Here is a 23141-nt window from a genome sequence, read left to right as displayed (position 1 = left end):
GGTTTCTGCCTGGACTGGCGTTCCTCGTGGTGCTTCTGCCTGTTCCTGAGCGCTGTTGGTCACGCGTTGGTCACGTGGTGACGCATCGCCGCTCGGAGCGCTGTCGGCGCCCCGAGCGGTCGCAGGTGCGACTGGGCTTTCCTCCGATCAGCAGGCCAGAGCCGGCTGCGCCCTGTCGTCGAGCATGGCGCAGAGCGTCGTACGGGCTCGTGAGACCCGGGATCTGATGGTGCCGATGGGGCACGAGCTGGTGCGGGCCGCGTCGTCGTACGGCATGTCCAGTACCTGGGTCAGCAAGAACGCCTCCCGGCGGTCGTCGGGTAGTGATTCCACCAGGGCCATGAGGGCGATCCCCTCCTCGAAGCCGGGCAGGTCCCGCGGCTGGGCGCACTCCGCGGCGTACTGCCAGTCGGGGATGTTGGCGAGCCGAGGCCGGGAGGCGGCGCGCCGGAGGCTGTCGACGACGGTTCGGCGGGCGATGGTGAGCAGCCAGGCACGAGCCGAACCGCGGCCCTGGAAGAGGTGGATCGTGCTGACGGCACGCAGGAAGGTCTCCTGCATCAGGTCGTCGGCCCCTTGGGAATCGTCGGCGAGGGCGGCAACGTACCGCCGTACGTCGTTGTGGAGCGCGCGGAAGACGCGTTCGAAGGCGTCGGCGTCGCCGGCTGCGGCATCGACGGCCCATGCGGTGACGTCGTCTTCCGTCGCCGCATGGTGTCTTAGGGCAGGAAACATGGAGACTGCGGTCCTTCCGGAAATCCCGGACAGGGCATTGCCGACCGGCATGCGCGGTCCAGGGATAGGGAGATTTCGCCCGCGTCGAGATGCGCGGGCATACGTCGGCGGCGGATGCCGCGGCCGACGTGATCCAGCTGTCAGCGGACAGCGGTCTCCCTCGGAGGTCCCCGGGTGACGAGCGTGTGAACGAGCAGCCGCGGGCGCGGACGCCCGCCGGAACGGTCGACGCCGGGCGCGGGGGGCGCGGACGGGAGCGGGCGGATCGCGTCGAGAAGTGACAGGGGGAGGCGGAAGCGGTCCATTAGCGCCCGCAGAATCTGGAAGGCCGCACGCTCGCCGCGAGCCAGCCACAGGCCGCACAGCACGGCCGCTGCCGCGTGCGCGGCCAGCATTCCCCAGGAGGCCGTGCCGGTCATCGCCCCCATGTCGTGCACGGGCTGGGCCGCGTGGGTGCCGTGGGCGGCATGTCCGAGCGCCGATATCGCGGAGGAACCGCCTTCGAGGCTGGGCAGTCGCATGCTGTCGGTGAGGCCGGCCTGCTCGGCGACGTCATAGGCTCGCGCTGCCGCGCCGGTGTCGCCGTGCGGGCCGCAGAGCAGGGCGTCCGCCCATCTCAGCGCGAGCGTGGACTCGCCACCTGCCGACGGGGGCGCCTGCTGCGCGGTCTGGACCAGCGTGAAAGCGCCATGGAGCGCTGCCTGCACCGCGACGGTGAGAGCCACGACCGCGGCCTGGCCCCGCTCCCTGCCGGCGACGAGCCACGCCAGTGCGCCGACTCCTCCCACGCACAGGGCCAGGGACCACCAGGGGAGCGGATCACCCGACATGAGTACGTGGCCGCAGGCGGCAAGCGCCACGCACACGACCGCGAACAGCGCGGACCGTGTGGCGCGAAACCACCACCCCACCGACATGCCAACCGATCCTGGCATTCCCTGCGCGACACCTCCAGACCGGGTCCCGCGCAGTGGGTTCCAGGCTTCGTTCCCACCGCTTCCGCGCCTCTGCTGCCCGCTCACCCGGCACATGAGGTGTCGTACGGCAGCGTCTTCCGGTTCCCGGCTCCCCGTGGGTTTCGGAAGCATCGGGTGCGCGCGGGCGGCCTGCTGTGCTTCCACGCCGGAGGGCAGGAGAGCTTGGGCCCGGATGCCGCAGGAATCACCCCGGTATTCGGGCCTCGGGCTCCCGCCCGGGGGCCGGTGAGCGTGAACGAGAGAGCGCGATGACCGGATCCCCCGAGCCCCTGGCCACTTTCTGCAGGAACGGCGACTGCGGGTGCCCACAGATGTTCGTCGACGAGAGCGCTCCGGCCGAGCGCCGGGTCGTGATCACCGACGACTTCGGGCAGCGAGTGCAGATGAGCGCGGATCAGTTCGGGTCCCTGATCGAAGAGGCCAAGGCCGGCCGCCTCGACGCAGCCTTCAGCTGCACCTCGTGTCGGGAACCCTCCACATACGGGCGGCCGAGGGAATGCGTTCATCGGGCGCCGGTGCCGGACGGCTTCGGCCGCCCGGCACGACAGTGGTCGCGCGGCGTCTCCGCGCAGCTCCCGGGGTCACCCGAACGGAGGCTGTGACGCTGTTCACCCCGCGCCGGGGAACTCCGGTCGGGGCGTCTTCGACTTCTGGACTGCCACGAGCCGTTCTCTCACGGCTCGCGTCGAGAATGTCGAGGAGCACTCTGTGGAGCAGACGGCAGACCCCGTGCCCGAAGCGAAGAACGCTCGCTTCCCACCGTCCGCGTTGTGGGGATTTCTCTTCCTCCTGGGGGTGCTGTTCGCCGGCGCCTACGCCGTGGGGGCCGCTGTGGGCCCGGTCGCGCCCGGCATACACGGCCCCGGGATCACCGGCGACTCGCCCGCCGGCGACGGGGACATGCCCATGGACCACGGGGGCGGGCACTGATGACATCTGATGCGGCGCCCACAGTGGTGGTGACTGACATCGCCGTGGGCGGCATGACCTGCGCGGCCTGCGTCCGACGGGTCGAGCGCAAGCTGGGAAAGCTGGACGGTGTCACGGCGGAGGTGAACCTCGCCACCGGCCGGGCCCGGGTCAGCCACCCCGCGCGGGTGACCCCGGACGAACTGACGTCGGCGGTCGAGACTGCCGGGTACACGGCACGACTGGTCGTGCCGTCGGCGGAGGAACAGCGGCCCGCGCGAACCGAGGACTCCGCGGAGGCCGACGCCGAGCAGGAACGTGAGCGGCTGCTCATCACCGCGGCGCTGTCCCTGCCTGTGCTCGTCCTGTCGATGGCCCCCCCGTCGCAGTTCGACAACTGGCAGTGGCTGTGCTTCGTGCTCGCCGCGCCGGTCGTCGTCTGGGGGGCCTGGCCCTTTCACCGGCGTGCCCTGGGCGGCCTGCGCCACGCCACCGCGACCATGGACACGCTGGTCTCCCTGGGCGTACTGGCGTCGTTCTGCTGGTCGGCGTACGCGCTGTTCCTGGGCGGAGCCGGGGCGCCCGGCATGCGGATGCCTTTCAGCCTGGTGCCCTCGTCCTCCGACGGGATGGCTCACGTCTATCTCGAAGCGACGGTGGGCGTACCGCTGTTCGTTCTGGCCGGCCGCTTCCTGGAGGGTCGGGCCCGGCGGGGGACCGGTGCGGCACTGCGTTCGCTCGCACAGCTCTCCCTGAAGGAGGTGACGGTCCGCCGCCGGGGCTCGGACGAGCTGCTGCCGATCGAACGGCTGCGGGTCGGCGACGTGTTCGTGGTCCGTCCCGGTGAGCGCGTCGCCACCGACGGAGAGGTGACCGAGGGCAGCTCCGCCGTCGACCTGTCCCTCGTCACCGGCGAGTCCGAGCCCGTCGAGGCCGGCCCGGGAACCTCCGTAACCGGCGGATCGGTCAACGTGGGCGGTCTGCTTCTGGTGCGGGCCACGGCGGTCGGCGCGGACACGCAACTCGCCCGCATCACGAAGCTGGTGACGGACGCCCAGGCGGGCAAGGCGCGGGCACAGCGGCTGGCCGACACCGTCGCGGGTGTCTTCGTCCCGGTCGTCCTGGCCCTGGCGGCCACGACGCTCGGCTTCTGGCTCGGCGCCGGCGCCGACCCGCAGGCCGCGATCACCGCCGCCGTCGCGGTCCTCGTCGTCGCCTGTCCGTGCGCGCTGGGGCTCGCGACGCCTACGGCGCTGATGGCGGCCACCGGACGCGGCGCACGACTGGGCGTCCTGGTGAGCGGCCCGCAGGTGCTGGAGGGGCTCCAGCACGTCGACACCGTGGTGATCGACAAGACCGGGACCCTCACCTCGGGACACATGAGCGTCGGGCGGGTCACCGTGGTGCCCGACGGACTGGACGCGAACGGGGCCGTCCGGCTCGCGGGCGCCGTGGAGCAGGGCTCGGAACATCCGCTGGGCCGGGCGATCTCGGCCCACGCGCGCCGTGCGGCCGGGGACCACCCCCTGCCCGCCGTGTCCGGGTTCCGGGCCTCCGCGGGGCACGGTGTGAGCGGGCACGTGGACGGACACGAGGTGGAGGTGCTGGCGCCCGACGGCACGGAGCTGCCCGCGCCCCTGCGAGCGGCCCGGGAACGGGCGGACGAAGCGGCCCGTACGGCGGTCCTGGTGCGGGTGGACGGTGCGCCTGCCGCGATCGTGGAGGTGGCCGATCTCGTACGACCCGGCAGCTACCGTGCCGTCGACCGGCTGCGCAGGCTCGGCGTGCGCCCCGTGCTGGCCACCGGCGACCGGGCCGCTGTCGCGCGGGCGGTCGCGGAGGACCTCGGCATCGCGGAGGTCCACGCTCGCTGCACACCGCAGGACAAGGCCGAACTCGTCGGCAGGCTGAGGGCAGAGGGCCGGCGGGTCGCCGTCGTCGGGGACGGTGTCAACGACGCGGCCGCACTCGCCGGCGCGGACCTGGGCATCGCCATGGGCACCGGGACCGACGTGGCGATCGGCGCCGCCGACGTCACCCTCGTACGCAGCGACATCGAGGCTCTGGCAGACGCGGTCCGACTGGCCCGTCACACACTGGGCACCATCCGTGTCAACCTCGTGTGGGCCTTCGGCTACAACGCCGTGACCGTGCCGCTGGCCATGGTCGGTCTGCTCAACCCCGTGGTCGCCGCCGTCGCGATGTCGCTCAGCTCGGTTCTCGTCGTCGCCAACAGCCTGCGCCTGCGCGCCTGGCAGCCGTCGCCGGCCCGGCAGCCCCGCCCTCGGTCCGCCCCGCGGAACATCCTGTGACGCCTCCGCCCGCTCCCGCCGCGGCGAAGCTCATATCCCCTCCCTCTCCCTCTTCTCAGTGGAGCGCACGCTCATGAAGAATCTTTACCGGGGTCCCGGTCTCCGACGAGTACGGGAGGCGGCCGGGACCGGCGCGGCGGTGGCCGTCGCCGCCATCGCCGCCGTCGGCGGCCTGTCCGCCTGGACCACCGCCGGGTACGCGGGCAGTCCCGCGAAGATCGAGGTGCGGGAGGCCCGCGTGCTTCTTCCGGTGATTCCCGGAAGGGACACCAACGCCTACTTCCACATCGTCAACACCGGGGGTGCACCGGACCGGCTCCGCTCGGTCACTTCCCCCGTCGCCGAGCGGGGCGTCGAGCTGACCGCGCACCGCATGAACGCGACGAACGGGGCCTACCGGGAACGGACGGAGACCGTGGAAGTCCCGGCGTACGGGGAGGTCGAGATGTCGCCGTACGGAGCGGCTGTGACCCTTCCCGCCGACGAGACATGGCGGCCCGGGGACCGCATCACGTTCACCCTCGACTTCGTACGGACCGGCCGTGTCACCGTCGACGCCGTCGTCAGGCCGGTCACCCTGGGGTCCGCACCTTGAGGACGTCGTGGCGGCCTTTGAGAGTCCGCCGCCACCTCCTCGCACTTTTGACCGGATTTTCTCGGCCGTGACGGGAACTCGGGCGGATGGGCATTCGACTTTTGATACGAAGCGGCCACCGACCTCCGGGAGGCCGCGGCCGCAGGGGTGCGGGGGCGGGACCCCGAGTCCGATCCCCTCGGCGGCAGGGCGGAAAGGAAGTCGTGATGCAGTCGACCGACGAGCAGTTCGCCGCGATACGTGATGAGTTCGGCCCCGACTCGCTTGCGCGGGTGGAGGAGATGATGGCGCCGGGAGGGCTCCCCAGGCACCCGCTGCAGGCGGGCGCGAAGTGGATCCTGCCGGGGATATCCCAGAAGCCCTGGCACGACCCGAGGAGCGATCCGGGCATCGCGTCGCTCGTGGAGGCTCTGGAAGGCGCGCATGGGGCGATCAGCGCGGAGCACGAGAGGGCCTGGCGGACGAAGCGTGCGGCCTTCTCGGACTACGAGCACTACCTGACGCGCCAGGACGACTGGCAGTCCCTCTACCTCTACCGGGACGGGGAGCTCATGGCGGAGTCTGCCGAGATCGCTCCCACCGCGTTCGACATCGTCAAGAACGTCGCGGTCGGCCACGGTCTCATCTGCCCTCTGCTGGAAAGCCACTTCTCGACGCTGCTGCCGGGTACCCGCATCGCGCCGCACTGCGATCTGTGGAACTTCAGCATCAACCTCCACTTCGCCGTCGACATCCCGGACGACTGCGACATCACTGTCGCCGGTGAGACGCGCGTCTGGGAAGAAGGCCGCTGTCTCCTCTTCGACTACTCCTTCGAACACCACGCGGAGAACCGGGGGAACCGCCCGAGGACCTGTCTTCTGGCCGATCTCTGGCATCCGGAGACGACCGTCCCCGAACGGCAGGCGCTGACCGTCCTGGTGACGGAGGTGCGGAAGATGCTGGCGCAGACGTGACCCTGCGCGGCGCGCCGGACCAGGAAGAGCCGGAACCGGGCACGTACCGCCGCTACTGACACACCGACACCCTCCCGGGCCCCCTTGCGCATGCGGTCGCTCCACGTGTTTCCGCACCACCCATCGCGCCGGGAGCGCACACCGGTGCCCGTACCTCGACTCCCGTCCCTCGTCCCGCCCACTGCGGCGACGTCCGGCGTGCCCTGACGCACTTCCCCAGGCGTTCCGCCCCCCCGTCACCTCGTTCACCGAGCTCTTCACCAGAGAGGGATCGATCATGTCCGCGACCGCAGACGAGCACGTGGCAGCACGTCAGCGCCTTGGCCTTCCGGTGGTCGTCCTCGCTCTGGCCCAGCTCGTCATCTCGCTCGACTACAGCATCGTCTACGTGGCGCTGCCCGACATCGGCGCCTCACTGGGCTTTTCCGACCACGACCTCCAGTGGGTGGTCAGCGCGTACGTCGTCACCACCGGAGGCTTCCTGCTGCTCGGCGGACGCGCGGCGGATCTCGTGGGCCGCCGGAGGATGTTCGTCCTGGCCACGGCGATATACGCGTTCTCCTCCCTGATGGGCGGGCTCGCGCAGTCGCCCGGCATCCTGCTGGCCGTACGCGCGGCCCAGGGGATCGGCGGCTCTTTGCTGTTCCCGGCCACGCTTTCGCTCATCAACACCACGTACGCCGAAGGGCCGGTACGCAACCGGGCGCTCGCGGTCTGGGGCGCGGCCGGCGCGGGCGGACTGTGCTTCGGATCGCTCCTCGGCGGCGTTCTGGTCCACGGGTACGGCTGGCCCTCAGTGTTCTTCGTCAACGTCCCCGTGGCCCTCGCTCTGGCCGTCCTCGGACGCCTGCTGTTCGCCGCGGACCCGCCCCGGGACCGCACGCGGCGCTTCGACACCGCAGGGGCGCTGGCCGCCACCGGCGGGCTCACACTGCTCGTCTTCCTGCTGGTGTACGCCCCCGCGGAGGGATGGACGCGCCCCGCGGCCCTGGCCGCCGCAGTCGCGGGGCTCCTCTGCCTGATTCTCTTCGCCGCCATCGAGGGGCGGGCGCACGATCCCCTGATGCCCGTCCGTCTCCTCCGCCGCCGCGGGCTGGTCGCGGCCACGGGGGTCGCGGCACTGTTCAGTGCGACGTTCAGTTCGCTTCCGTACTTCCTGACCCTCTACTTCCAGGCCGTGCGGGGCTACGACGCCTTCGTGACGGGGCTCTGCTTCCTCGTCCCGGCTGTCGTCGTCGCGGCCGGCACCCAGGTGGGGGGTCGTGCCGTCACCCTGTTCGGCATGCGGCGCCTGCTGGTCGGCGGACTGGGGATCGGGACCGTCGGCGCTCTCGCCCTGGTGCCGGCCGTGGCGGCGAACGGTTCCTATCCGGCGCTGCTGCCGGGGATCGTGCTCATGAGCGTGGGGCAGGGCGCCGCGTGGACGGCTCTGTGGATCGCCGCCGCCTCGGGAGTGGCGCCCGGTGATCAGGGCATCGCCTCGGGGATCGCGTCCACGTCCCTCCAGGTGGGCGGCGCGGTCGGCCTCGCGCTGCTCGTCGCGGCGGCCTCCGGCATCGGCCAGGAGTCGTCCGTCCCGGTTCTGGTCGACGGCATACGAACGGCTCTGCTCCTGACTTCCGGGGCGCTGGCGCTCGGCTCGTTCGCCGCTCTCCTGATCCGTTCGAACACCTCGTAACGATGTCGCCGCCCCGCAAGAAGGCCCCACCGACACCAATTCCCAGGAGAACCATGTCCGCGACACCCACCGACCGGTCCGCCGTGCTGAGCGGCGTCGGCGGTTGGCTGCCCCGGCGCAAGGTCGGCAATGATGAGCTGGCGGACCGGCTCGACACCGACGACGCCTGGATACGCTCCCGCACCGGTATCCGCAGCAGGCATCTCGCTGCCCCGGAGGAAGCAACCTCCGACCTCGCCGTCGAGGCGGGCCGCAGGGCGCTCGCCAACTCCGGTGCCGACACGGCCGATGCGGTCGTCGTGGCCACCACCACACCCGACCGCACCTGCCCCGCCACCGCGCCGCTGGTGGCCGCACGGCTCGGCCTGACCGGTGCGGCGGCCTTCGACGTCGGCGCCGTGTGCACCGGGTTCGTCTACGCCCTGGCAACGGGGGCGGGACTGATCATCTCAGGAGTCGCGAGCCGTGTCCTGGTGATCGGCGCGGACGTGTACTCCCGCATCGTCGACCCCGAGGACCGGCAGAACGCCGTCGTCTTCGGCGACGGCGCGGGAGCCGTTGTCCTGCGGGCCGGGCATGCTTCGGAGACCGGTGCCATCGGGCCGTTCGACCTCGGCAGTGACGGCGCGCACGAGGACGTGATCACGGTCGCGGCCGGCGGCTCCCGCCTCCCGGCCGACCCCGGTCGCACTTCGCATGCCGAGCGGCATTTCGCCATGCGCGGCAAAGAGGTGTACCGCCACGCGGTCGCCCGGATGACGGACTCGGCCCGCACCGTACTGAACCGGGCCGGCTTGGACGTCCAGGACATCGACCGCTTCGTTCCCCACCAGGCCAACCTGCGCATCCTGCGCACAGTCGCCACCGACCTGGGCCTCCACATCGACCGATGTGCCACCCACGTGGAGACGGTCGGCAACACCGGCGCGGCCTCCATCCCCCTCGCCCTGGCCGCCGGCCAAGCCAACCGGGCCCTGCGGCCGGGCGACCGGGTCCTGCTCACCGCCTTCGGAGGCGGTCTCACCTGGGGCTCCTGCCTTCTCACCTGGCCCGCGCTGCTCCCGACCGCCGAACCGCCCCACCACCGAGAGGAATCCGCCTCATGACCGCCACCTACCAGCAGTTGGTGTCGATCCTCAGCGCCCTGCACGACGCGCCCGCCGAACACTTCAGACCCGAGGCGACCTACGCCGACCTCGACGTCGACTCACTGACCATGGTCGAGATCAGCATCCACATCGAACGCCACCTCGGCGTCACCGTCGAGGACAGCGAACTGGTCCCCGACCTCACGCTCGGTGCGACCGCCGTGCTGATCGACACCCGCCTGGCCGCCTGACACGGCGGCAGCCACACATCTTTCCGCCACGACAGAAGGAGCACCACCATGCGCATCACGGACCACGCCGGGACCTCCATCGGCACCTCCGTCGAGGACTTCGACCACACGTCGGCTTCCGAAGGCGACATCACGGCCCTCAAGGAGACCGTCTACCGACGCAAGATCGCCGTTCTGAAGGGCCAGGACCTCTCCCCGCAGGCGTTCCTGGAGCTGGGCCGCCGCCTGGGCCGCCCGGAGACGTACTACGAGCCGATGTACCAGCACCCCGAGGTGTCAGAGGTGTTCGTCTCCTCGAACGTGCCGGAGAACGGCAAGCAGATCGGTGTGCCCAAGACGGGCAAGTTCTGGCACGCCGACTACCAGTTCATGCCGGACCCGTTCGGGATCACCCTGATCTACCCGCAGGTCATACCCGCGAAGAACCGCGGCACGTACTTCATCGACATGGGAGCGGCGTACGCGAAGCTGCCCGACGACCTGAAGCGGGAGATCACGGAGACCCGCTGCCAGCACTCGGTTCGCAAGTACTTCAAGGTGCGCCCGCACGACGTCTACCGCCCGCTGTCGGAGATCCTCGACGAGGTGGAGCAGAAGACGCCCGCCGTCCTCCAGCCGACGGTCTTCACCCACCCGATGACCGGTGAGCAAGTGCTCTACCTCAGCGAGGGCTTCACCGTCGGCATCGAGGACGCCCAGGGCAAGCCGCTCGACGAAGAACTGCTCCAGCGGCTCTTCGCGGCGACCGGTCAGCTCGACCGGACCTTCGAGCACGAGAACATCCATCTCCAGAGCTTCGAGAAGGGTGACCTGCTCGTCTGGGACAACCGCAGTCTCATCCACTGCGCCCGGCACACCACCACACCCGAACCTACGGTCTCCTACCGCGTCACCGTCCACGACGAGCGCAAGCTGCACGTCGGTCTGGAAGCGGCATGACCCGGGCCAGCGCTCGCACCGTGGAAGCGCGCCCCGTGCAGACCTTCGCCACGGACGAGGACCTGCTGCCCCGGGTGCTCGCACCGTACAAGGAGCACTGCCGCTACCTGCTCACCGCGGAGGTCTCCGGGCTGCCCGACGGGCTGTCCCGGGTTCGGGCGACGTTCGCGATCCCGGAGTCCTGCTACATCGACGACACCGGCCACCTGAACTCGGTGGAGGTGAACATCGCCTACAACCAGATGATGTATTACCTCGTCGCCAAGTCGGTGAAGGAACAGCTGCTGACCGGCTTCGAAAGCTGGACGCTGGAGGACTTCTGGCGCCACCAGCTGCCGGACATCCTCATCGCCCGGTTCGCCTCCCGCTTCCGACGGCCGGTCAGTCCGCGGGACTTCTCCGGTGAGATGGCGTTCCGCTCCGTCGACCTCCGGTCACCCGGCCGCGGCCCCCTCCTCATGGCCACCACCGCCTACCGCTACTGGGACACCGAGGGAGGCCGGTGCGACGGCGACGCCACCCTGGCCTTCGTCAACATCACCCGACCCGAAGCCCGCTCAGCGGCAGGCACAGACAGGACGGACGCCTGACATGGGCACCCTTGACGCCCCGCAGCCGGGCACCCGGCTGCACCACCGGCCCACCACCCTCGTCGACACCGCCCGCTTCCACGCCGAAGGACAGCCGGACACCCCGGCCGTCATCTGCGGCGACACCACACTCACCTACGCGGACCTGCACCGGGAGAGCAGCCGCGCCGCACAGGCCCTGCGCGCCGCCGGTCTCACAGCCGGTGACCGGGTCGCCTACCTGGGCAAGGAGTCGGAGCGGTACTACGAGATCCTCTTCGCCTGCGCCAAGACCGGCACCGTCCTCGTCCCGGTCAACTGGCGGCTGACGTCACCGGAGGTCAGCCACATACTCCAGGACTCGGGCACCCGACTGCTCTTCGTCGAGGAAGAGTTCCGGCACATCGTCGACAACATGCCGATCGCACCGCCCGAACACGTCGTCGCGCTCGACGCGGCCGAGGGCTACACCGCCTGGAAGGCCCCGCACCCCGGAGCCGACGTGGCGTACGCGGCGACGCGCGACACCCCGGTGGCGCAGCTCTACACCAGTGGGACCACCGGGCTGCCGAAGGGCGTCGTGCTGGCCCACCGCAGCTTCTTCGCCATCGCGGACGCCATGGCGAAGGCGGAGGTCGACTGGATCGACTGGCGCTCCGATGACATCGCGCTGGTCGGCATCCCCGGCTTTCACATTGGCGGACTGTGGTGGGCCACACAGAACTTCAACGCCGGGACCACGGTCGTGGCGATGCGCGCCTTCGACGCCGCCGTGGCCATCGAGCTGATCCGGCGGCTCGGCATCACCACCGCCTGCGTGGTTCCCGCCATGCTGCGGATGATGCTGACGCGGCCGGGCGTCACACCGGCCGACTTCGCGACCCTGCGCAAGATCGTCTACGGCGGATCGCCGATCTCCGAGACCCTGCTGGAGCAGAGCCTGGCGGTGTTCCGCTGCGAGTTCGCGCAGATCTACGGGCTCACGGAGACCGGCAACACGGCGGTCTGCCTGCCGCCTGCCGTCCACGAGCCGGGATCGCCTCCCATGCAGGCGGCGGGCCGCCCCTACCCCGGCGTACGGGTCCAGGTGACCGACGATCAGGGCGTCCCGCTGCCGCCCGGCGCGGTCGGCGAGGTCCGCCTGGCCACACCGGCGCACATGGTGGAGTACTGGAACCTCCCCGACAAGACCGCCGAGACCCTCGTCGACGGCTGGATCCGCACCGGGGACGCCGGTTTCGTCGACGAGGACGGCTACGTCTTCATCCGCGACCGCATCAAGGACGCGATCCTCGTGGCGGGCGAGAACGTCTACCCGGCGGAGATCGAGAACGTACTGGAACACCACCCCGGCGTCGCCGAAGCCGTGGTCGTCGGCGCGCCGGACGACCGCTGGGGCGAGTACGTCCACGCCTTCGTCGTCCCGGCCGACCCGGGCGGCCCGGCCCTGCGCGCTCGCGACCTGCACACCTTCCTCACACCCCGGCTGGCCGCGTTCAAACTGCCCGCGAAGTACGAGTTCATCGACCACGTCCCCCGTAACCCCAGCGGGAAGATCCTGCGCCGCGAACTGCGCGACCGGTTCTGGAGCGGTCCGGGCCGCAAGGTCAACTGACCTCCGCCGCCCGCAGCGCGAAGAGAGAGGACCACCATGCCCGCTGCCCTCACCACCCAGCAGTTCCGCGCCGATCTCGCCGAACTCCTCTACCAGGAGCCCGAGGAAGTCGACCTCGACGACAACCCCGCCGGCGCCGGACTCGACTCCCTCCGCCTCATCACACTGGTCGAGCGCTGGCAGGCGTACGGCATCGACGTCTCCTTCATCGATCTTGCCGAACTGCCCTCCTTCCACCACTGGTGGCGGCTTCTGGACGAACGGCAGAAAGAAGGACGTCATGACGACGCCTGACAGCGACCGCCCCCACCACCGGCTGCTCGGGGCACAGGAGGGCATCTGGACCGGACACCAGCTCGACACCTCCAGCCCCGCCTACAACACCGCCGAGTACGTGGTGATCGAGGGCCCGGTCGACATGGACATCTTCGAGGCCGCGCTGCGCCGGGCGGTCGAGGAGACCGAGGCTCTGCACTGCGTGTTCGCCGCCGACGACGAGGGCCGTCCTCAGCAAGTCGACATCCCGGCACCCGAGTGGCACCTCCACACCGCCGACGTCTCCTCGGCGCCCGATCCGCGGGCCGAGGCACTGCGCTGGATCGGCGCCGACATCGCGCGCCCCGTCGACCTCACCCGCGGACCACTCTTCGGGCACGCCCTGTTCCGCCTCGCCGCCGACCGCCACCTCTGGTACCACCGCGTCCACCACATCGCGCTGGACGGCTTCGGCCTCTCCCTGGTCGCACGGCGCGTCGCCGACGTCTACACCGCGCTCGCCGCGAACGCGGCGGTCGGCCCGAGCGGATTCGGCACCCTCGCCTCGGTACGCGAGGAGGAGGCTGCCTACCGCGGGTCCGAGCAGTTCGCCCGCGACCGGGACCACTGGACGCACCGGTACGCCGACCGGCCCGAGATCGCCACACCGGCGGCGAGGTCAGCTCTGCCGACTGCCTCCTTTCTCCGGGACGAGGGAGATCTCGACGCCGGGACGACAGCGGCGCTGCGGGCCACGGCCCGTGCCCTGTCGGTGTCCTGGTCGGAGGTCCTTCTCGCCGTCACCGCCGCCCACCTCCACCGCGCCACCGGAGCACCGGAGATCGTGCTGAGCGTCCCCGCGATGGGCCGCTTCGGCTCCGTGTCCCTGCGCGTGCCCGCCATGGTCCGCAACGTCCTGCCGCTGCGACTGGCCGTCGGCGCGGACGACAGTCTGCGGGCGCTGGTCGCTGCGGTCTCCCGCGAGGTGCGCTCGGCCCTGCCTCACCAGCGCTACCGCTACGAGCAGATCCGGCGCGACCTGCGGCTGGTGGGCGCGGGGAGGCGGCTCTCCGGCCCGGGCGTCAACATCATGCCGTTCGCCTATGACCTGCGGTTCGCCGGACATCGCAGCACGGTGCACAACGTCTCGGCCGGACCCGTCGACGACCTGGCGTTCAACGTGTACGACCGCTCCGAAGGCACATCTCTGCGCTTCGCCGTGGACGCGAACCCCGACCTGTACACCGCCGCCGAGGTCGCCGGTCACCGGCGCGCCCTGTTCGACCTGCTGACGGAAGCCGTCGCGGAACCAGACCGCCCGTTCAACGCCCTGCCCTCCGCCTCGCTCGCGGCACACTCCACGCCGGTCCACGTACTGGAGGGAGACCCGCTCCCCGCGCCACCCCGCCCGGTGCTCGCCCTCATCGCCGACCACGCGGCGCGACGCGGCAGCGCGGTGGCCGTGGAGGAGAGCGGCCGAAGCATCGGCTACGCCGAACTCTTCGGCGAGGCACGCCGGACCGCTCACCTGCTCGCCGACCATGGAGTGCGCCGCGGCGACCTGGTGGCCGTCGTACTGCCCCGCGGCATCGCGGCTGTCACCGCCCTGCTCGGCATCATGGCCGCAGGTGCCGTCTACTGCCCCCTCGACCCGAACGCCCCGGCAGACCGCACCACCGCGCTGCTCACTTCCGCCGCACCCGACCTGGTCCTCACCACAGCGTCGTACGCGCCTCTCTTCCCGGACCACGCCGTGCTGCTGGTCGATGCCGAGCCGCACGCCACATCGACGCACCCGCCCATGTCCGCACCGGAGTTCGGGGAACTCGCCTACGTCATCCACACCTCCGGCACCACAGGAGAGCCCAAGGGCGTCGAGGTCGGACACGGAGCACTGGCCCACTTCGTCGCAGGGGCCGGACTCCGCTACGGCCTGGGCCGCACCGACCGCGTCCTGCAGTTCGCCCCCCTGCACTTCGACACCAGCATCGAGGAAATCTTCCTGACCCTGTGTACCGGCGCCACGCTGGTCATCAGGCCGCAGGACATGACGGACTCGATCCCGCACTTCCTGGCCGAGTGTGATCGCCTGGGCATCAGCGTGCTCGACCTGCCGACCGCGTACTGGCACGAGTTGGCCTATGCCCTGTCCACCGGGGCCGGCGCACTGCCAAGCACGGTGCACACCGTCGTCATCGGCGGCGAGGCCGCACTACGAGAGAGGGCCGCCCGCTGGCGCAAGGCGGTCGGCACGGATGTCCGGCTTCTCAACACCTACGGGCCGACCGAGGGGACGGTCGTCGCCACGGTGGCCGATCTGCACGACACGGCTCTCGCAGCCGACGACACCCCGGTGGGCCGCCCCCTGCCCGGCAGCCGGGCGGCCGTTGTCGACGGGGAGCTCTGTCTGCTGGGCCCCGCCCTCGCCAACGGCTACCGCGACCGGCCACAGGAGACCGCGGAGCGCTTCGTCCCGCTGAAGCGGCTGCCCGGCTCTCCACGCGCGTACCGAACGGGCGACCTGGTGGAGCTGGGCGAGGACGGACTCCTGCGTCATCTCGGCCGCGCGGACGACGAGTTCAAGATCAGCGGTCACCGTGTCCAGCCTGCCGAAGTGGAGAGCGCCCTGCTCTCCCACCCCGGAATCAGCGACGCGGCCGTGGTCGGTCAGGTGCTGCCCGACGGCACCCGCAGGGTCACCGCCCACCTCGTTCCCGCCGGACCGAGACCACCAGCGTCAGCGGTCCGCGACCACCTCCGCGCCCGGCTGCCCGGACCGCTGATCCCCGCCTCGCTCACGTTCCTGACCCGCCTGCCCCGCACCGCGTCGGGCAAGACGGACCGTGCCGCACTGCTCTCCCAACTCCCCGCGCTCCCTGACGGTGCCGAGGACACCGGGCGAGCCCTCACGCTGGAGGCCACCGTCACCGGCGTGTGGCGCCAGGTACTCGCGGCCGACGACCTCACCGCGCACGACGACGTCTTCGAACGCGGAGCTCAGTCCCTCCAGGCCATCCAGGCCGCCAACCGCCTGGCCACGGAGCTGGGCAGGGAGGTGAAGGTCGCGTCGCTCTTCCAGTACGCCACTCCCGCCGCCCTCGCCGTCTTCCTCGGGGCCGCAACACCTGTGTCCGACAGCCCGGCCGACTCCGTGCTGCCGTCCTCCCTGGCGGCCGACACCGAGCTCGCACCGGAGATCCGCCCCGGAGCAGGGACGGCCTCCTGGCCACCCCGGCGGTTCCTGCTCACCGGAGCCACAGGATTCGTGGGCACCCACCTCGTCGCACGGCTTCTGCGGTCGACGGAGGCGGAGGTGGTGTGCGCCGTCCGGGGCCAGAGCCCCAAGGAGGCTCTGGCGCGCGTCCACGCCGCTCTGGAAGCGGCCGGCCTGGCGCTGCCACCGGAGGAGCACCATCGCGTCACCGCTCTCCCAGCAGACCTGTCCCTGCCGCAACTGGGCATGACGGAGGACCAGTGGAGCGAACTCGGGTCCACCGTCGACGCCATCGTCCACAACGGCGCGGCGGTCAGTGTCGTCCGCGACTACACCGCCCTCCGCCCGGCCAACACCGAATCCACCCGCTGCCTGCTGCGTCTGGCGGCCCCGCGCGGCATCCCGGTGCACTACGTCTCCACGCTCTCGGTCGGCCCACCGCGCGCTCTGAGCGAGGAGTTCGAGGAGACGTTCCTCACCGCGCACGAAGGACTGCGCTACGGCTACCAGCAGACGAAGTGGGCGTCCGAACGCCTCCTCGAACGGGCCGCCGAGCGCGGCCTGCCCGTCACGGTCCACCGGCTCGGCCGCGTCGTCGGCCCGATCGCGGCGGGCACGGTGAACCGCCAGGACTTCCTGTGGACCGTCCTGCGCGCCGGAGTGCCTGCGGGCATCGTGCCCGACCTCTTTCCGGAGGAGTCCTGGATCCCCGCCGACCGGGTCGCGGCCGAGATCGTGGCGACCGGACCCGGCAGACGCCGCCCCCACGCCGTGGTCCACCACCACGCCGGAACTCCGGTGCGCCAGAAGGACCTGCACCGCTGGCTGCGCGAGTACGGCTACGAGATCGAGACCCTTCCACTGGACGTCTGGCGAGAGCGGATCCCCCCGAACACGGGGGACGCCGCAGCGGTCCTCGCCTTCTTCGACTCCCTGCCGCAGGGTCCGGACGGGCCGGACGGGAACCTCGGGCTCGCGACCGTACGGGCCGACAACGTACGGGAGAGCCTGGCGTCGGCCGACGGCCCGCTGCCGTCCGTCCATCCGGCCATCGACCGGGCCGCCTTCTTCCGCCAGCTGGATCACTGCGTGGCTACCGGAGCACTGCCCGCACCGTCGGCTCCGGATTCGCCACGACCTTTGGGAACTCGCTCCGGGCGTCGCCCGACTCTTGATACGAACCCTGGCCGACAGCCGGCCTCACACTAGGAGCACACATGTCCACCAAGCGGTTCGCCGCCCTCGGAGTGATAGCCGTCGTCGGAGCCGCGACCGCCGGATGCGGGGGCCCGACGGGCGAGACGGCGGCGGAGACCAAGCAGCCCGCCGCGTCCTCGGCCGCCGGCTACCCGGTCACGCTGGACAACTGCGGGGTGAAGCAGACCTTCACCAAGGCACCCGGCAGAGTGGTCGTCATGAACGGCGCCTCCGTCGCCGAGGTCTCCACGCTCCTGGCCCTGGGGCTTGAGGACCGCATCGTCGTCAACCAGCAGAGCTACGGCATGTCCGAAGTGCCCGGCCGCGCTGACGCGATCAAGGCCCTGCCCAAGGGCGACATCAAGCTCAACGACGCCTTCGACATCCCCCGCGAGGCGATGCTCGGCCAACGTCCCGACCTGGTCCTGTCCACCACCGCGTACGGCTTCGACGCCAAGAACGGCTTCGCCACCCGCGACCAGCTCAAGGACGTGGGCGCCAACACCTACATCTCACCGCAGGGCTGCGACCAGGACACGTCCAGGATGACGATCGAGGACAGCCGGGCCCTGCTCCGCGACATGGGCAAAATCTTCGGCGTCAGCGACCGCGCCGAGAGGCTGATCGCCGAGTCCGACAAGCGCATCGCGGAGGTCGCGGAGAAGGTCAAGGACGAGAAGAAGCCCAACGTCCTGGTCCTCTTCTCCAACATGACGATGGGCGGCAACGACTTCAGCTCTGTCGTCGCCAAGGGCATCTACAACGACATCCTCGCCAAGGCCGGGGGCACCAACGCCTTCGAGTCGGCCTCCAAGACCTCCTTCGCGGACCTGAGCAAGGAGAAGGTGGCCGCCGCCGACGTGGACGCCCTCGTCGTCATCAGCTACAACGACCCCGACCCGACGGCCTACGCCAAGAAGCTGCTCAAGGAGTTCCCCCAGTGGTCGGCGGCGAAGAACGACGCGTACGTGGTGCTGTCCGACTCGATCTACCTCGGCCCCAGCAACGACGTGGCCGTGGAGAAGATCGCCAAGACGCTCCACCCCGACGCTCTCTGACCGGACTGCGCCTCTCCCTCGGTGTCCTCGTCCTGCTGGCCGCACTGCTCGCCGCCGTGATCACGGCGATCAGCATCGGCGCGGTCACCGTACCGGTGGCGGACGTCTGGAGCATCGTGGCCCATCACCTGACGGGCCATGATGCGGTCGCCGACCCCGCGCTGGACCAGATCGTGTGGAGCTTCCGCACGCCCCGCGTCCTCCTCGCGGCCCTCGCGGGCGCCGGCCTCGCGGTGGCCGGCGCCGTCCTCCAGACCCTGGTCGCCAACCCCCTGGCCGACTCCACCGTGCTCGGCTTCTCCTACGGAGCCTCCTTCGGCGCGGTTCTGGTCATCACCTTGGGCGGGATCGGCATCGGCGGAGTGGGGGTTGCGGGCGCCGCGTTCCTCGGCGCTCTCGCCACCGGAACGGCGGTCTTCGCCCTGGGACGGCGTCGCGGACGCCTGGCACCCACCCGCCTCGTCCTCGCGGGCGTGGCGGTCGGCTACGTCCTGCTCTCCGCGACCAGCTTCGTGCAGCTCTGGGCGACGCCCACCGAACTGCGCACGGTGATGTTCTGGATGCTGGGCAGCGTCGCCGGAGCCCAGTGGGACCAGCTGCCCGTGGTCGCGACGATCGTCCTGAGCTGCACCGCCCTGCTCGGCCTGTTCGGACGGCGGCTCAACGCCGTCCTGGCCGGCGACGAATCAGCCACCGCACTCGGCGTGGACGTCAACCGGCTGCGCGCCGTCCTGCTGGTCATCACCGCGCTGCTCACCGGTTCGGTCATCGCGGTGGCCGGCGGCATCGGCTTCGTCGGACTGATGATCCCGCACCTCGTACGCCTCACCGTCGGAGCGGACCACCGGCGACTTCTCCCGCTCGCCGCGCTGCTCGGAGCCGTCTACCTCGTGCTCGTCGACCTCCTCTCCCGTACCCTCATCCGACCGAACGAACTGCCGCTCGGCATCCTCACCGCCCTGCTCGGCGCCCCGTTCTTCGTCTGGCTGTTGCGCCGTAACAAGGGCTTGGACACCGTATGAAGCTCACCGTCGACCAGGTACACGTCGCACTGGAGGGGATCCCTGTCCTGCACGGGGTCGACCTGGAAGTCGGCCCCGGTGAGGTCGTCGGCCTCGTCGGCCCCAACGGCAGCGGCAAGTCCACCCTGCTCCGCGCGATCTACCGGTCGCTCCGCCCCACCCAGGGTGTCGTCAGGGTCGGAGAGGACGACGTCTGGCGCCTCGCGCCCCGTGCCGCCGCCCGCCGAACCGCCGCAGTCCTCCAGGACCCGGCCGGCAGCACGGGGGGCCTGTCGGTGACCGAGATCGTGGCGCTGGGCCGCACACCTCACCACGGGCTGATCGGTCGCGAGGGCCCGGACGACCGGCGTTCCGTCGCCGAGGCGATCGACCGCTGCGGGATCAGCCACTTCGCCGACAGGGAGTACGCGTCCTTGTCCGGGGGCGAACGCCAACGAGTCCTGCTTGCCCGAGCCCTGGCGCAGGAGCCCCGCCTACTGGTCTTGGACGAATTGACCAACCACCTCGACATCCGCGCCCGGTTCGAACTGCTCGACCTGATCCGTTCGACCGGAGTGAGTACCCTGGCCGTCCTGCACGACCTGGACTTGGCCGCCCGGCTCTGCGACCTGATCGTCGTCCTTGACCGCGGGAGGGCGGTGGCCGCCGGCTCCGTACTCGACGTCCTCACTCCCGACGTGATGCGCGAGGTCTTCGGCGTCGAAGCCTCCACGAGCCGGCACGGTGACGGCGTCGTCCGGATCGCTTACGCGGCCCATCCCCTCGCGAACCCCGGAGGCCCCACGGGCCTTGAGACTTCGGCCGCAGAGAACTGACGCACGCGTAGCCACCCGGGGCACGGTGCCCGCACAGAGAGGCCGGCGCCTACGGCTGCGGGGAGTGTGGATCGCCGCAGTGACCCCCGCCGTGAGCCACGGCCCACCGGATCGGAGGGCGGAGCCGGGAGGCCCGGAGCGAGGACTGGGCAGCATATCACCTCGGGCGCTCTGGCGGCTGCGTTGGTCACGCGTTGGTTATGCAGACGGTCCGTGACCCGCATATTACCTGGTCAGAGGGGGCGAATGGGGCGACGACCGGGGCCGCCACCCCCCACAGGAGAGACCCCGGTCGTCTTCCGACGGGGCCGTAGGACGACCCCGTACTCCTCTCAGCGCCACCGCCGCGATTTCTGTCACACTGCTCCGTCCCGGCCTCGTCTCCGGAGAATGTTGCAGGTTGTACAAGACATGGACGCGGCCACGCGTGAGGACGTAGCGTGCTGAGTCGCGCAGGGTGGCGCGGCAGTGATGACCAGCTGCTATTCAAGACAGCAGGGCAGGTTGAGGGAGTGCTGGGGGACGACGCGGAGCTGACTGCCGCCGTACTCGCGGCGCAGGGCGGGGACGAAGACGCCTTCCGTACTGTGTACCGCGCCGTGCAGCCGAGGCTGCTCGGTTACATTCGGACGCTGGTGGGGGAGGCGGACGCCGAGGACGTGGCGTCCGAGGCGTGGTTGCAGATAGCCCGCGACCTCGGCCGGTTCAGCGGCGACGCCGACCGCTTCCGCGGCTGGGCGGCGCGGATAGCGCGGAACCGCGCCCTGGACCATCTGCGGATGCGCGGCCGGCGGCCGGCCGTGGGCGGCGACGAGTCGGAGCTCTCGGACCGGCCGGCCGCGTCCGACACCGCCGACGAGGCGATGGAGGCCCTGGCCACCGGGAGCACGATGTCGCTCATCGCCCAGCTGCCGCAGGACCAGGCCGAGGCCGTGGTGCTGCGGGTGGTCGTCGGCCTGGACGCCAAGAGCGCGGCGCAGACGCTGGGCAAGCGGCCGGGGGCGGTACGCACCGCGGCGCACCGGGGACTGAAGCGGCTGGCCGAGCTGCTGCACGTGAGCGGTGTGAACGACGTGAGCGGCTTGGACGCGGTGGGCGGCGTGCGGAGGGACACGGGTCCGGGGAGTGGCGGGAGCGACGGGAGCGAAGGGGGCCGGGGGAGCAGGGGGCGGAGCGCGAACGGGAGCGGATCGGGCCGGGGGAACCAGGGAAGTCAGGGAAATCCGGCGGGTCCGGGGGGATCGGGGAGTACGGGGAGCACGACGGGTGAGGACCGCGTCCCCGCGGCTGATCCAGCGGACCCGGGTGCGACGGGCCGGCCGGCGGGGCTCGGCGGCCTGCCCGCCCAGCGCCCCGCACAGCAGGGTCTGGCGGCGCCCGCCGGTGTGACGCATTCGCGTCCGTGGACGCAGAGGGACATGTGATGGCCGACGAGCGGTACGAATGGCTTGACAAGGACGCGGCGGAGAAACTGCTCCGCGGCGAACCGGCCGCTTCCCTCGACGGTCACCCCGGTACGGAGGCCGAGGAGCTCGCGGCGGCGCTGGCGGCCGTCGCCCGGACCGCCCGCCCGGCAACCGGTGAACTGCCCGGCGAGGCCCAGGCGTTGGCCGCCTTCCGGGCCGCCATGCAGCCCGCGCGGGCTGTGCGACCCGGGCAGTCTGAGCGACCCGTGCGGTCTGTGGAACCCGCGCAGGCCGAGCGACCTGTTCAGTCCGCGTCATCCGCGTCATCCGCGTCATCCGGGAGCGTCGGGGACGCCGCGAGCGCCGGGGCGGCGGGCGGGCCGGAGCAGGACGACGCGCTCGCTCCCGTCCGCATCAGGCCCGTCGGCGGCGTGGCCGGGGCGGGGGCGGCCCCGGGCCCCCGGCGTCCCCGCTCCCCGCGTTGGGGCAGGCCGCTGCGGTTCGGGCTGGTCGCCTCCTTCGCGGGCTGCGCGCTCGGCGGGGTGGCGGTGGCCACGGGCGCGGGGATGCTCCCGGGGCCGTTCGGACGGGACGCTCCCGAACCGGCGATCTCCGTCTCGGCCGACGCGTCCCCCGACGGGAGCGGTTCGCAGGGCGTCAGCGGGACCACCCCGTCCGCGGAGCCGCCGGCCTCCCCGGACGCGACCTCCTCCGGGCCCCGGGGCGGTTCCTCCGCCCCCGACGACGAGCGGGGCACCGGCCGCGCCGGCGACGGCTCGGACCGCAAGGGCGACGGCCGAAAGGGCGGGGCGGACCACAGCTCCCCCGCGGCCCCGGGGAGCGGCGCCTCCGGCCTCTGGTACGCCCAGGCGCTGAAGGCGTGCCGCGACTACCGCGCCGGCGACCTGGACGCGGACCGCCGACGCGCCCTGGAGGCGCTGGCGAAGGGCCCGCACAACCTGGAGCGGTACTGCGACCGGCTGATCGGCCAGAGCGCCGGGAACGGGAACAAGGGCAAGAACGGCAAGAAAGGCCAGAACGGCCAGAACGGCCAGAACGGCAAGAACGGCAAGGGCGGCAAGGGCGGAAACGGCCAGGGGAACGAGAACGACGACCAGGACGACCAGGGCGGGAAGGGACAGAACGGGCCGGGCGGCACCGTCGGGAACAACGGCCGCGACGGCGACGAGGCGAACGCGTTCGGCGACGGGCGCGGCCCCGCGTCCCCGGTGAACCGGTTCACCACCGGCCCGAACCCGAAGCGCCCGCCCGCGACCCCGCCCAGGGGCCCGCGCGCCGCGACGGCCGTGCTGCCGCCCGCCGTCTCGTACGCGCTCGGTTCGGCGCTTTCGTCGGCGGACCGGTCCGTGACCGTGCCCGTGTTCCCGGCCGCGGCGGGCCGGGCGGCCGGTGCCGGCACCGGCTCCCCGGGCGCGGACGACCGGCGCGGCCAGGGCCGCGGCACCGCCGTTCCGCACCGGGTGTGACGTTTTTCGGGGCCGTGACGCAGTAGAGAGTGAGCCGACTGGTCATCGGCAGCGCGACGAGCC

19 protein-coding genes and 1 pseudogene are annotated in these 23141 nt (G+C 71.4%); 18 read left to right on the top strand and 2 right to left on the bottom strand.

Annotated elements, in window-relative coordinates:
• Window positions 1-147 precede the first annotated feature (147 nt).
• Together WA762_RS28230 and WA762_RS28225 are read right to left on the bottom strand one after the other, a co-directional pair.
• Window positions 148-735, bottom strand: a complete 588-nt coding sequence (locus tag WA762_RS28230) for a sigma-70 family RNA polymerase sigma factor (RefSeq protein WP_335939343.1) — start codon at window positions 733-735, stop codon at window positions 148-150.
• Between the two features lie 140 nt (window positions 736-875).
• Complete coding sequence (locus WA762_RS28225; RefSeq protein WP_335939342.1) at window positions 876-1670, bottom strand: hypothetical protein; 795 nt, start codon at window positions 1668-1670, stop codon at window positions 876-878.
• Window positions 1671-1960: 290 nt separating this feature from the next.
• Here WA762_RS28225 and WA762_RS28220 point away from each other — a divergent pair.
• From WA762_RS28220 to WA762_RS28135, 18 genes and pseudogenes are all read left to right on the top strand, one after another.
• Window positions 1961-2158, top strand: a pseudogene (locus WA762_RS28220) (hypothetical protein); the annotation flags it as partial.
• 262 nt (window positions 2159-2420) lie between these two features.
• The gene (locus WA762_RS28215) at window positions 2421-2642 is read left to right on the top strand and encodes a hypothetical protein (RefSeq protein ID WP_335939341.1); all 222 of its coding nucleotides are present in this window, start codon (window positions 2421-2423) and stop codon (window positions 2640-2642) included.
• A complete protein-coding gene (locus tag WA762_RS28210; protein ID WP_335939340.1) occupies window positions 2642-4933 on the top strand; it encodes a heavy metal translocating P-type ATPase in 2292 nt (763 codons plus the stop codon). Before WA762_RS28215 ends, WA762_RS28210 begins: the two co-directional genes overlap by 1 nt.
• Before the next feature lie 73 nt (window positions 4934-5006).
• A complete protein-coding gene (locus tag WA762_RS28205; protein ID WP_073781597.1) occupies window positions 5007-5528 on the top strand; it encodes a copper chaperone PCu(A)C in 522 nt (173 codons plus the stop codon).
• A 206-nt stretch (window positions 5529-5734) separates the two neighbouring features.
• On the top strand, window positions 5735-6484 hold the full coding sequence (locus WA762_RS28200) for an aspartyl/asparaginyl beta-hydroxylase domain-containing protein (protein ID WP_335939339.1): 750 nt from the start codon (window positions 5735-5737) through the stop codon (window positions 6482-6484).
• 277 nt (window positions 6485-6761) lie between these two features.
• Window positions 6762-8162 carry an MFS transporter gene (locus WA762_RS28195; RefSeq protein ID WP_335939338.1) on the top strand — a complete coding sequence of 467 codons (1401 nt, stop codon included), beginning with the start codon at window positions 6762-6764 and terminating at the stop codon, window positions 8160-8162.
• Window positions 8163-8215: 53 nt separating this feature from the next.
• The gene (locus tag WA762_RS28190) at window positions 8216-9268 is read left to right on the top strand and encodes a beta-ketoacyl-ACP synthase III (protein ID WP_335939337.1); all 1053 of its coding nucleotides are present in this window, start codon (window positions 8216-8218) and stop codon (window positions 9266-9268) included.
• Entirely contained in the window at window positions 9265-9501 is a 237-nt protein-coding gene (locus WA762_RS28185; RefSeq protein ID WP_335939336.1) for an acyl carrier protein, read from the top strand. The genes WA762_RS28190 and WA762_RS28185 overlap by 4 nt, the downstream gene beginning before the upstream one ends.
• Window positions 9502-9549: 48 nt before the next feature.
• On the top strand, window positions 9550-10440 hold the full coding sequence (gene scoE, locus WA762_RS28180) for a (3R)-3-[(carboxymethyl)amino]fatty acid oxygenase/decarboxylase (protein WP_335939335.1): 891 nt from the start codon (window positions 9550-9552) through the stop codon (window positions 10438-10440).
• Window positions 10437-11030 (top strand): (2E)-enoyl-ACP glycyltransferase, encoded by a 594-nt coding sequence (gene scoD / locus WA762_RS28175; protein ID WP_335939334.1) that lies wholly within the window; start codon window positions 10437-10439, stop codon window positions 11028-11030. The genes scoE and scoD overlap by 4 nt, the downstream gene beginning before the upstream one ends.
• Before the next feature lies 1 nt (window position 11031).
• Complete coding sequence (locus tag WA762_RS28170) at window positions 11032-12624, top strand: long-chain-fatty-acid--CoA ligase (RefSeq protein ID WP_335939333.1); 1593 nt, start codon at window positions 11032-11034, stop codon at window positions 12622-12624.
• 36 nt (window positions 12625-12660) lie between these two features.
• Window positions 12661-12918: a phosphopantetheine-binding protein gene (locus WA762_RS28165; protein WP_073781604.1), complete on the top strand. Its 258-nt coding sequence runs from the start codon at window positions 12661-12663 to the stop codon at window positions 12916-12918.
• A complete protein-coding gene (locus tag WA762_RS28160; protein WP_335939332.1) occupies window positions 12905-17302 on the top strand; it encodes an amino acid adenylation domain-containing protein in 4398 nt (1465 codons plus the stop codon). The genes WA762_RS28165 and WA762_RS28160 overlap by 14 nt, the downstream gene beginning before the upstream one ends.
• Window positions 17303-17310: 8 nt before the next feature.
• Window positions 17311-18348 (top strand): ABC transporter substrate-binding protein, encoded by a 1038-nt coding sequence (locus WA762_RS28155; RefSeq protein ID WP_335939331.1) that lies wholly within the window; start codon window positions 17311-17313, stop codon window positions 18346-18348.
• A gap of 56 nt (window positions 18349-18404) precedes the next feature.
• Entirely contained in the window at window positions 18405-19370 is a 966-nt protein-coding gene (locus WA762_RS28150) for a FecCD family ABC transporter permease (RefSeq protein ID WP_335939330.1), read from the top strand.
• Window positions 19367-20185: an ABC transporter ATP-binding protein gene (locus WA762_RS28145; RefSeq protein WP_335939329.1), complete on the top strand. Its 819-nt coding sequence runs from the start codon at window positions 19367-19369 to the stop codon at window positions 20183-20185. The genes WA762_RS28150 and WA762_RS28145 overlap by 4 nt, the downstream gene beginning before the upstream one ends.
• 512 nt (window positions 20186-20697) lie before the next feature.
• Window positions 20698-21609: an RNA polymerase sigma factor gene (locus WA762_RS28140; protein ID WP_335939328.1), complete on the top strand. Its 912-nt coding sequence runs from the start codon at window positions 20698-20700 to the stop codon at window positions 21607-21609.
• Window positions 21588-23078 (top strand): hypothetical protein, encoded by a 1491-nt coding sequence (locus WA762_RS28135; protein WP_335939327.1) that lies wholly within the window; start codon window positions 21588-21590, stop codon window positions 23076-23078. Before WA762_RS28140 ends, WA762_RS28135 begins: the two co-directional genes overlap by 22 nt.
• The last annotated feature ends 63 nt before the right edge of the window (window positions 23079-23141 follow it).

Origin of the sequence: Streptomyces tyrfis (assembly GCF_037034285.1) — a bacterium.
GTDB lineage: Bacteria > Actinomycetota > Actinomycetes > Streptomycetales > Streptomycetaceae > Streptomyces.
Note: the sequence above shows the minus strand (reverse complement) of the source record. Positions and strands in the feature narration are given on the sequence as shown.

Excerpts from the sequence above, each read along its gene's own strand:
- WA762_RS28225 (WP_335939342.1), bottom strand. The coding sequence starts at position 1,670 with ATGCCAGGATCGGTTGGCATGTCGGTGGGGTGGTGGTTTCGCGCCACA.
- WA762_RS28160 (WP_335939332.1), top strand. The coding sequence starts at position 12,905 with ATGACGACGCCTGACAGCGACCGCCCCCACCACCGGCTGCTCGGGGCA.
- WA762_RS28205 (WP_073781597.1), top strand. The coding sequence starts at position 5,007 with ATGAAGAATCTTTACCGGGGTCCCGGTCTCCGACGAGTACGGGAGGCG.
- WA762_RS28170 (WP_335939333.1), top strand. The coding sequence starts at position 11,032 with ATGGGCACCCTTGACGCCCCGCAGCCGGGCACCCGGCTGCACCACCGG.
- WA762_RS28230 (WP_335939343.1), bottom strand. The coding sequence starts at position 735 with ATGTTTCCTGCCCTAAGACACCATGCGGCGACGGAAGACGACGTCACC.
- WA762_RS28190 (WP_335939337.1), top strand. The coding sequence starts at position 8,216 with ATGTCCGCGACACCCACCGACCGGTCCGCCGTGCTGAGCGGCGTCGGC.
- WA762_RS28155 (WP_335939331.1), top strand. The coding sequence starts at position 17,311 with ATGTCCACCAAGCGGTTCGCCGCCCTCGGAGTGATAGCCGTCGTCGGA.
- WA762_RS28210 (WP_335939340.1), top strand. The coding sequence starts at position 2,642 with ATGACATCTGATGCGGCGCCCACAGTGGTGGTGACTGACATCGCCGTG.
- scoD (WP_335939334.1), top strand. The coding sequence starts at position 10,437 with ATGACCCGGGCCAGCGCTCGCACCGTGGAAGCGCGCCCCGTGCAGACC.
- scoE (WP_335939335.1), top strand. The coding sequence starts at position 9,550 with ATGCGCATCACGGACCACGCCGGGACCTCCATCGGCACCTCCGTCGAG.
- WA762_RS28145 (WP_335939329.1), top strand. The coding sequence starts at position 19,367 with ATGAAGCTCACCGTCGACCAGGTACACGTCGCACTGGAGGGGATCCCT.
- WA762_RS28185 (WP_335939336.1), top strand. The coding sequence starts at position 9,265 with ATGACCGCCACCTACCAGCAGTTGGTGTCGATCCTCAGCGCCCTGCAC.
- WA762_RS28200 (WP_335939339.1), top strand. The coding sequence starts at position 5,735 with ATGCAGTCGACCGACGAGCAGTTCGCCGCGATACGTGATGAGTTCGGC.
- WA762_RS28195 (WP_335939338.1), top strand. The coding sequence starts at position 6,762 with ATGTCCGCGACCGCAGACGAGCACGTGGCAGCACGTCAGCGCCTTGGC.
- WA762_RS28165 (WP_073781604.1), top strand. The coding sequence starts at position 12,661 with ATGCCCGCTGCCCTCACCACCCAGCAGTTCCGCGCCGATCTCGCCGAA.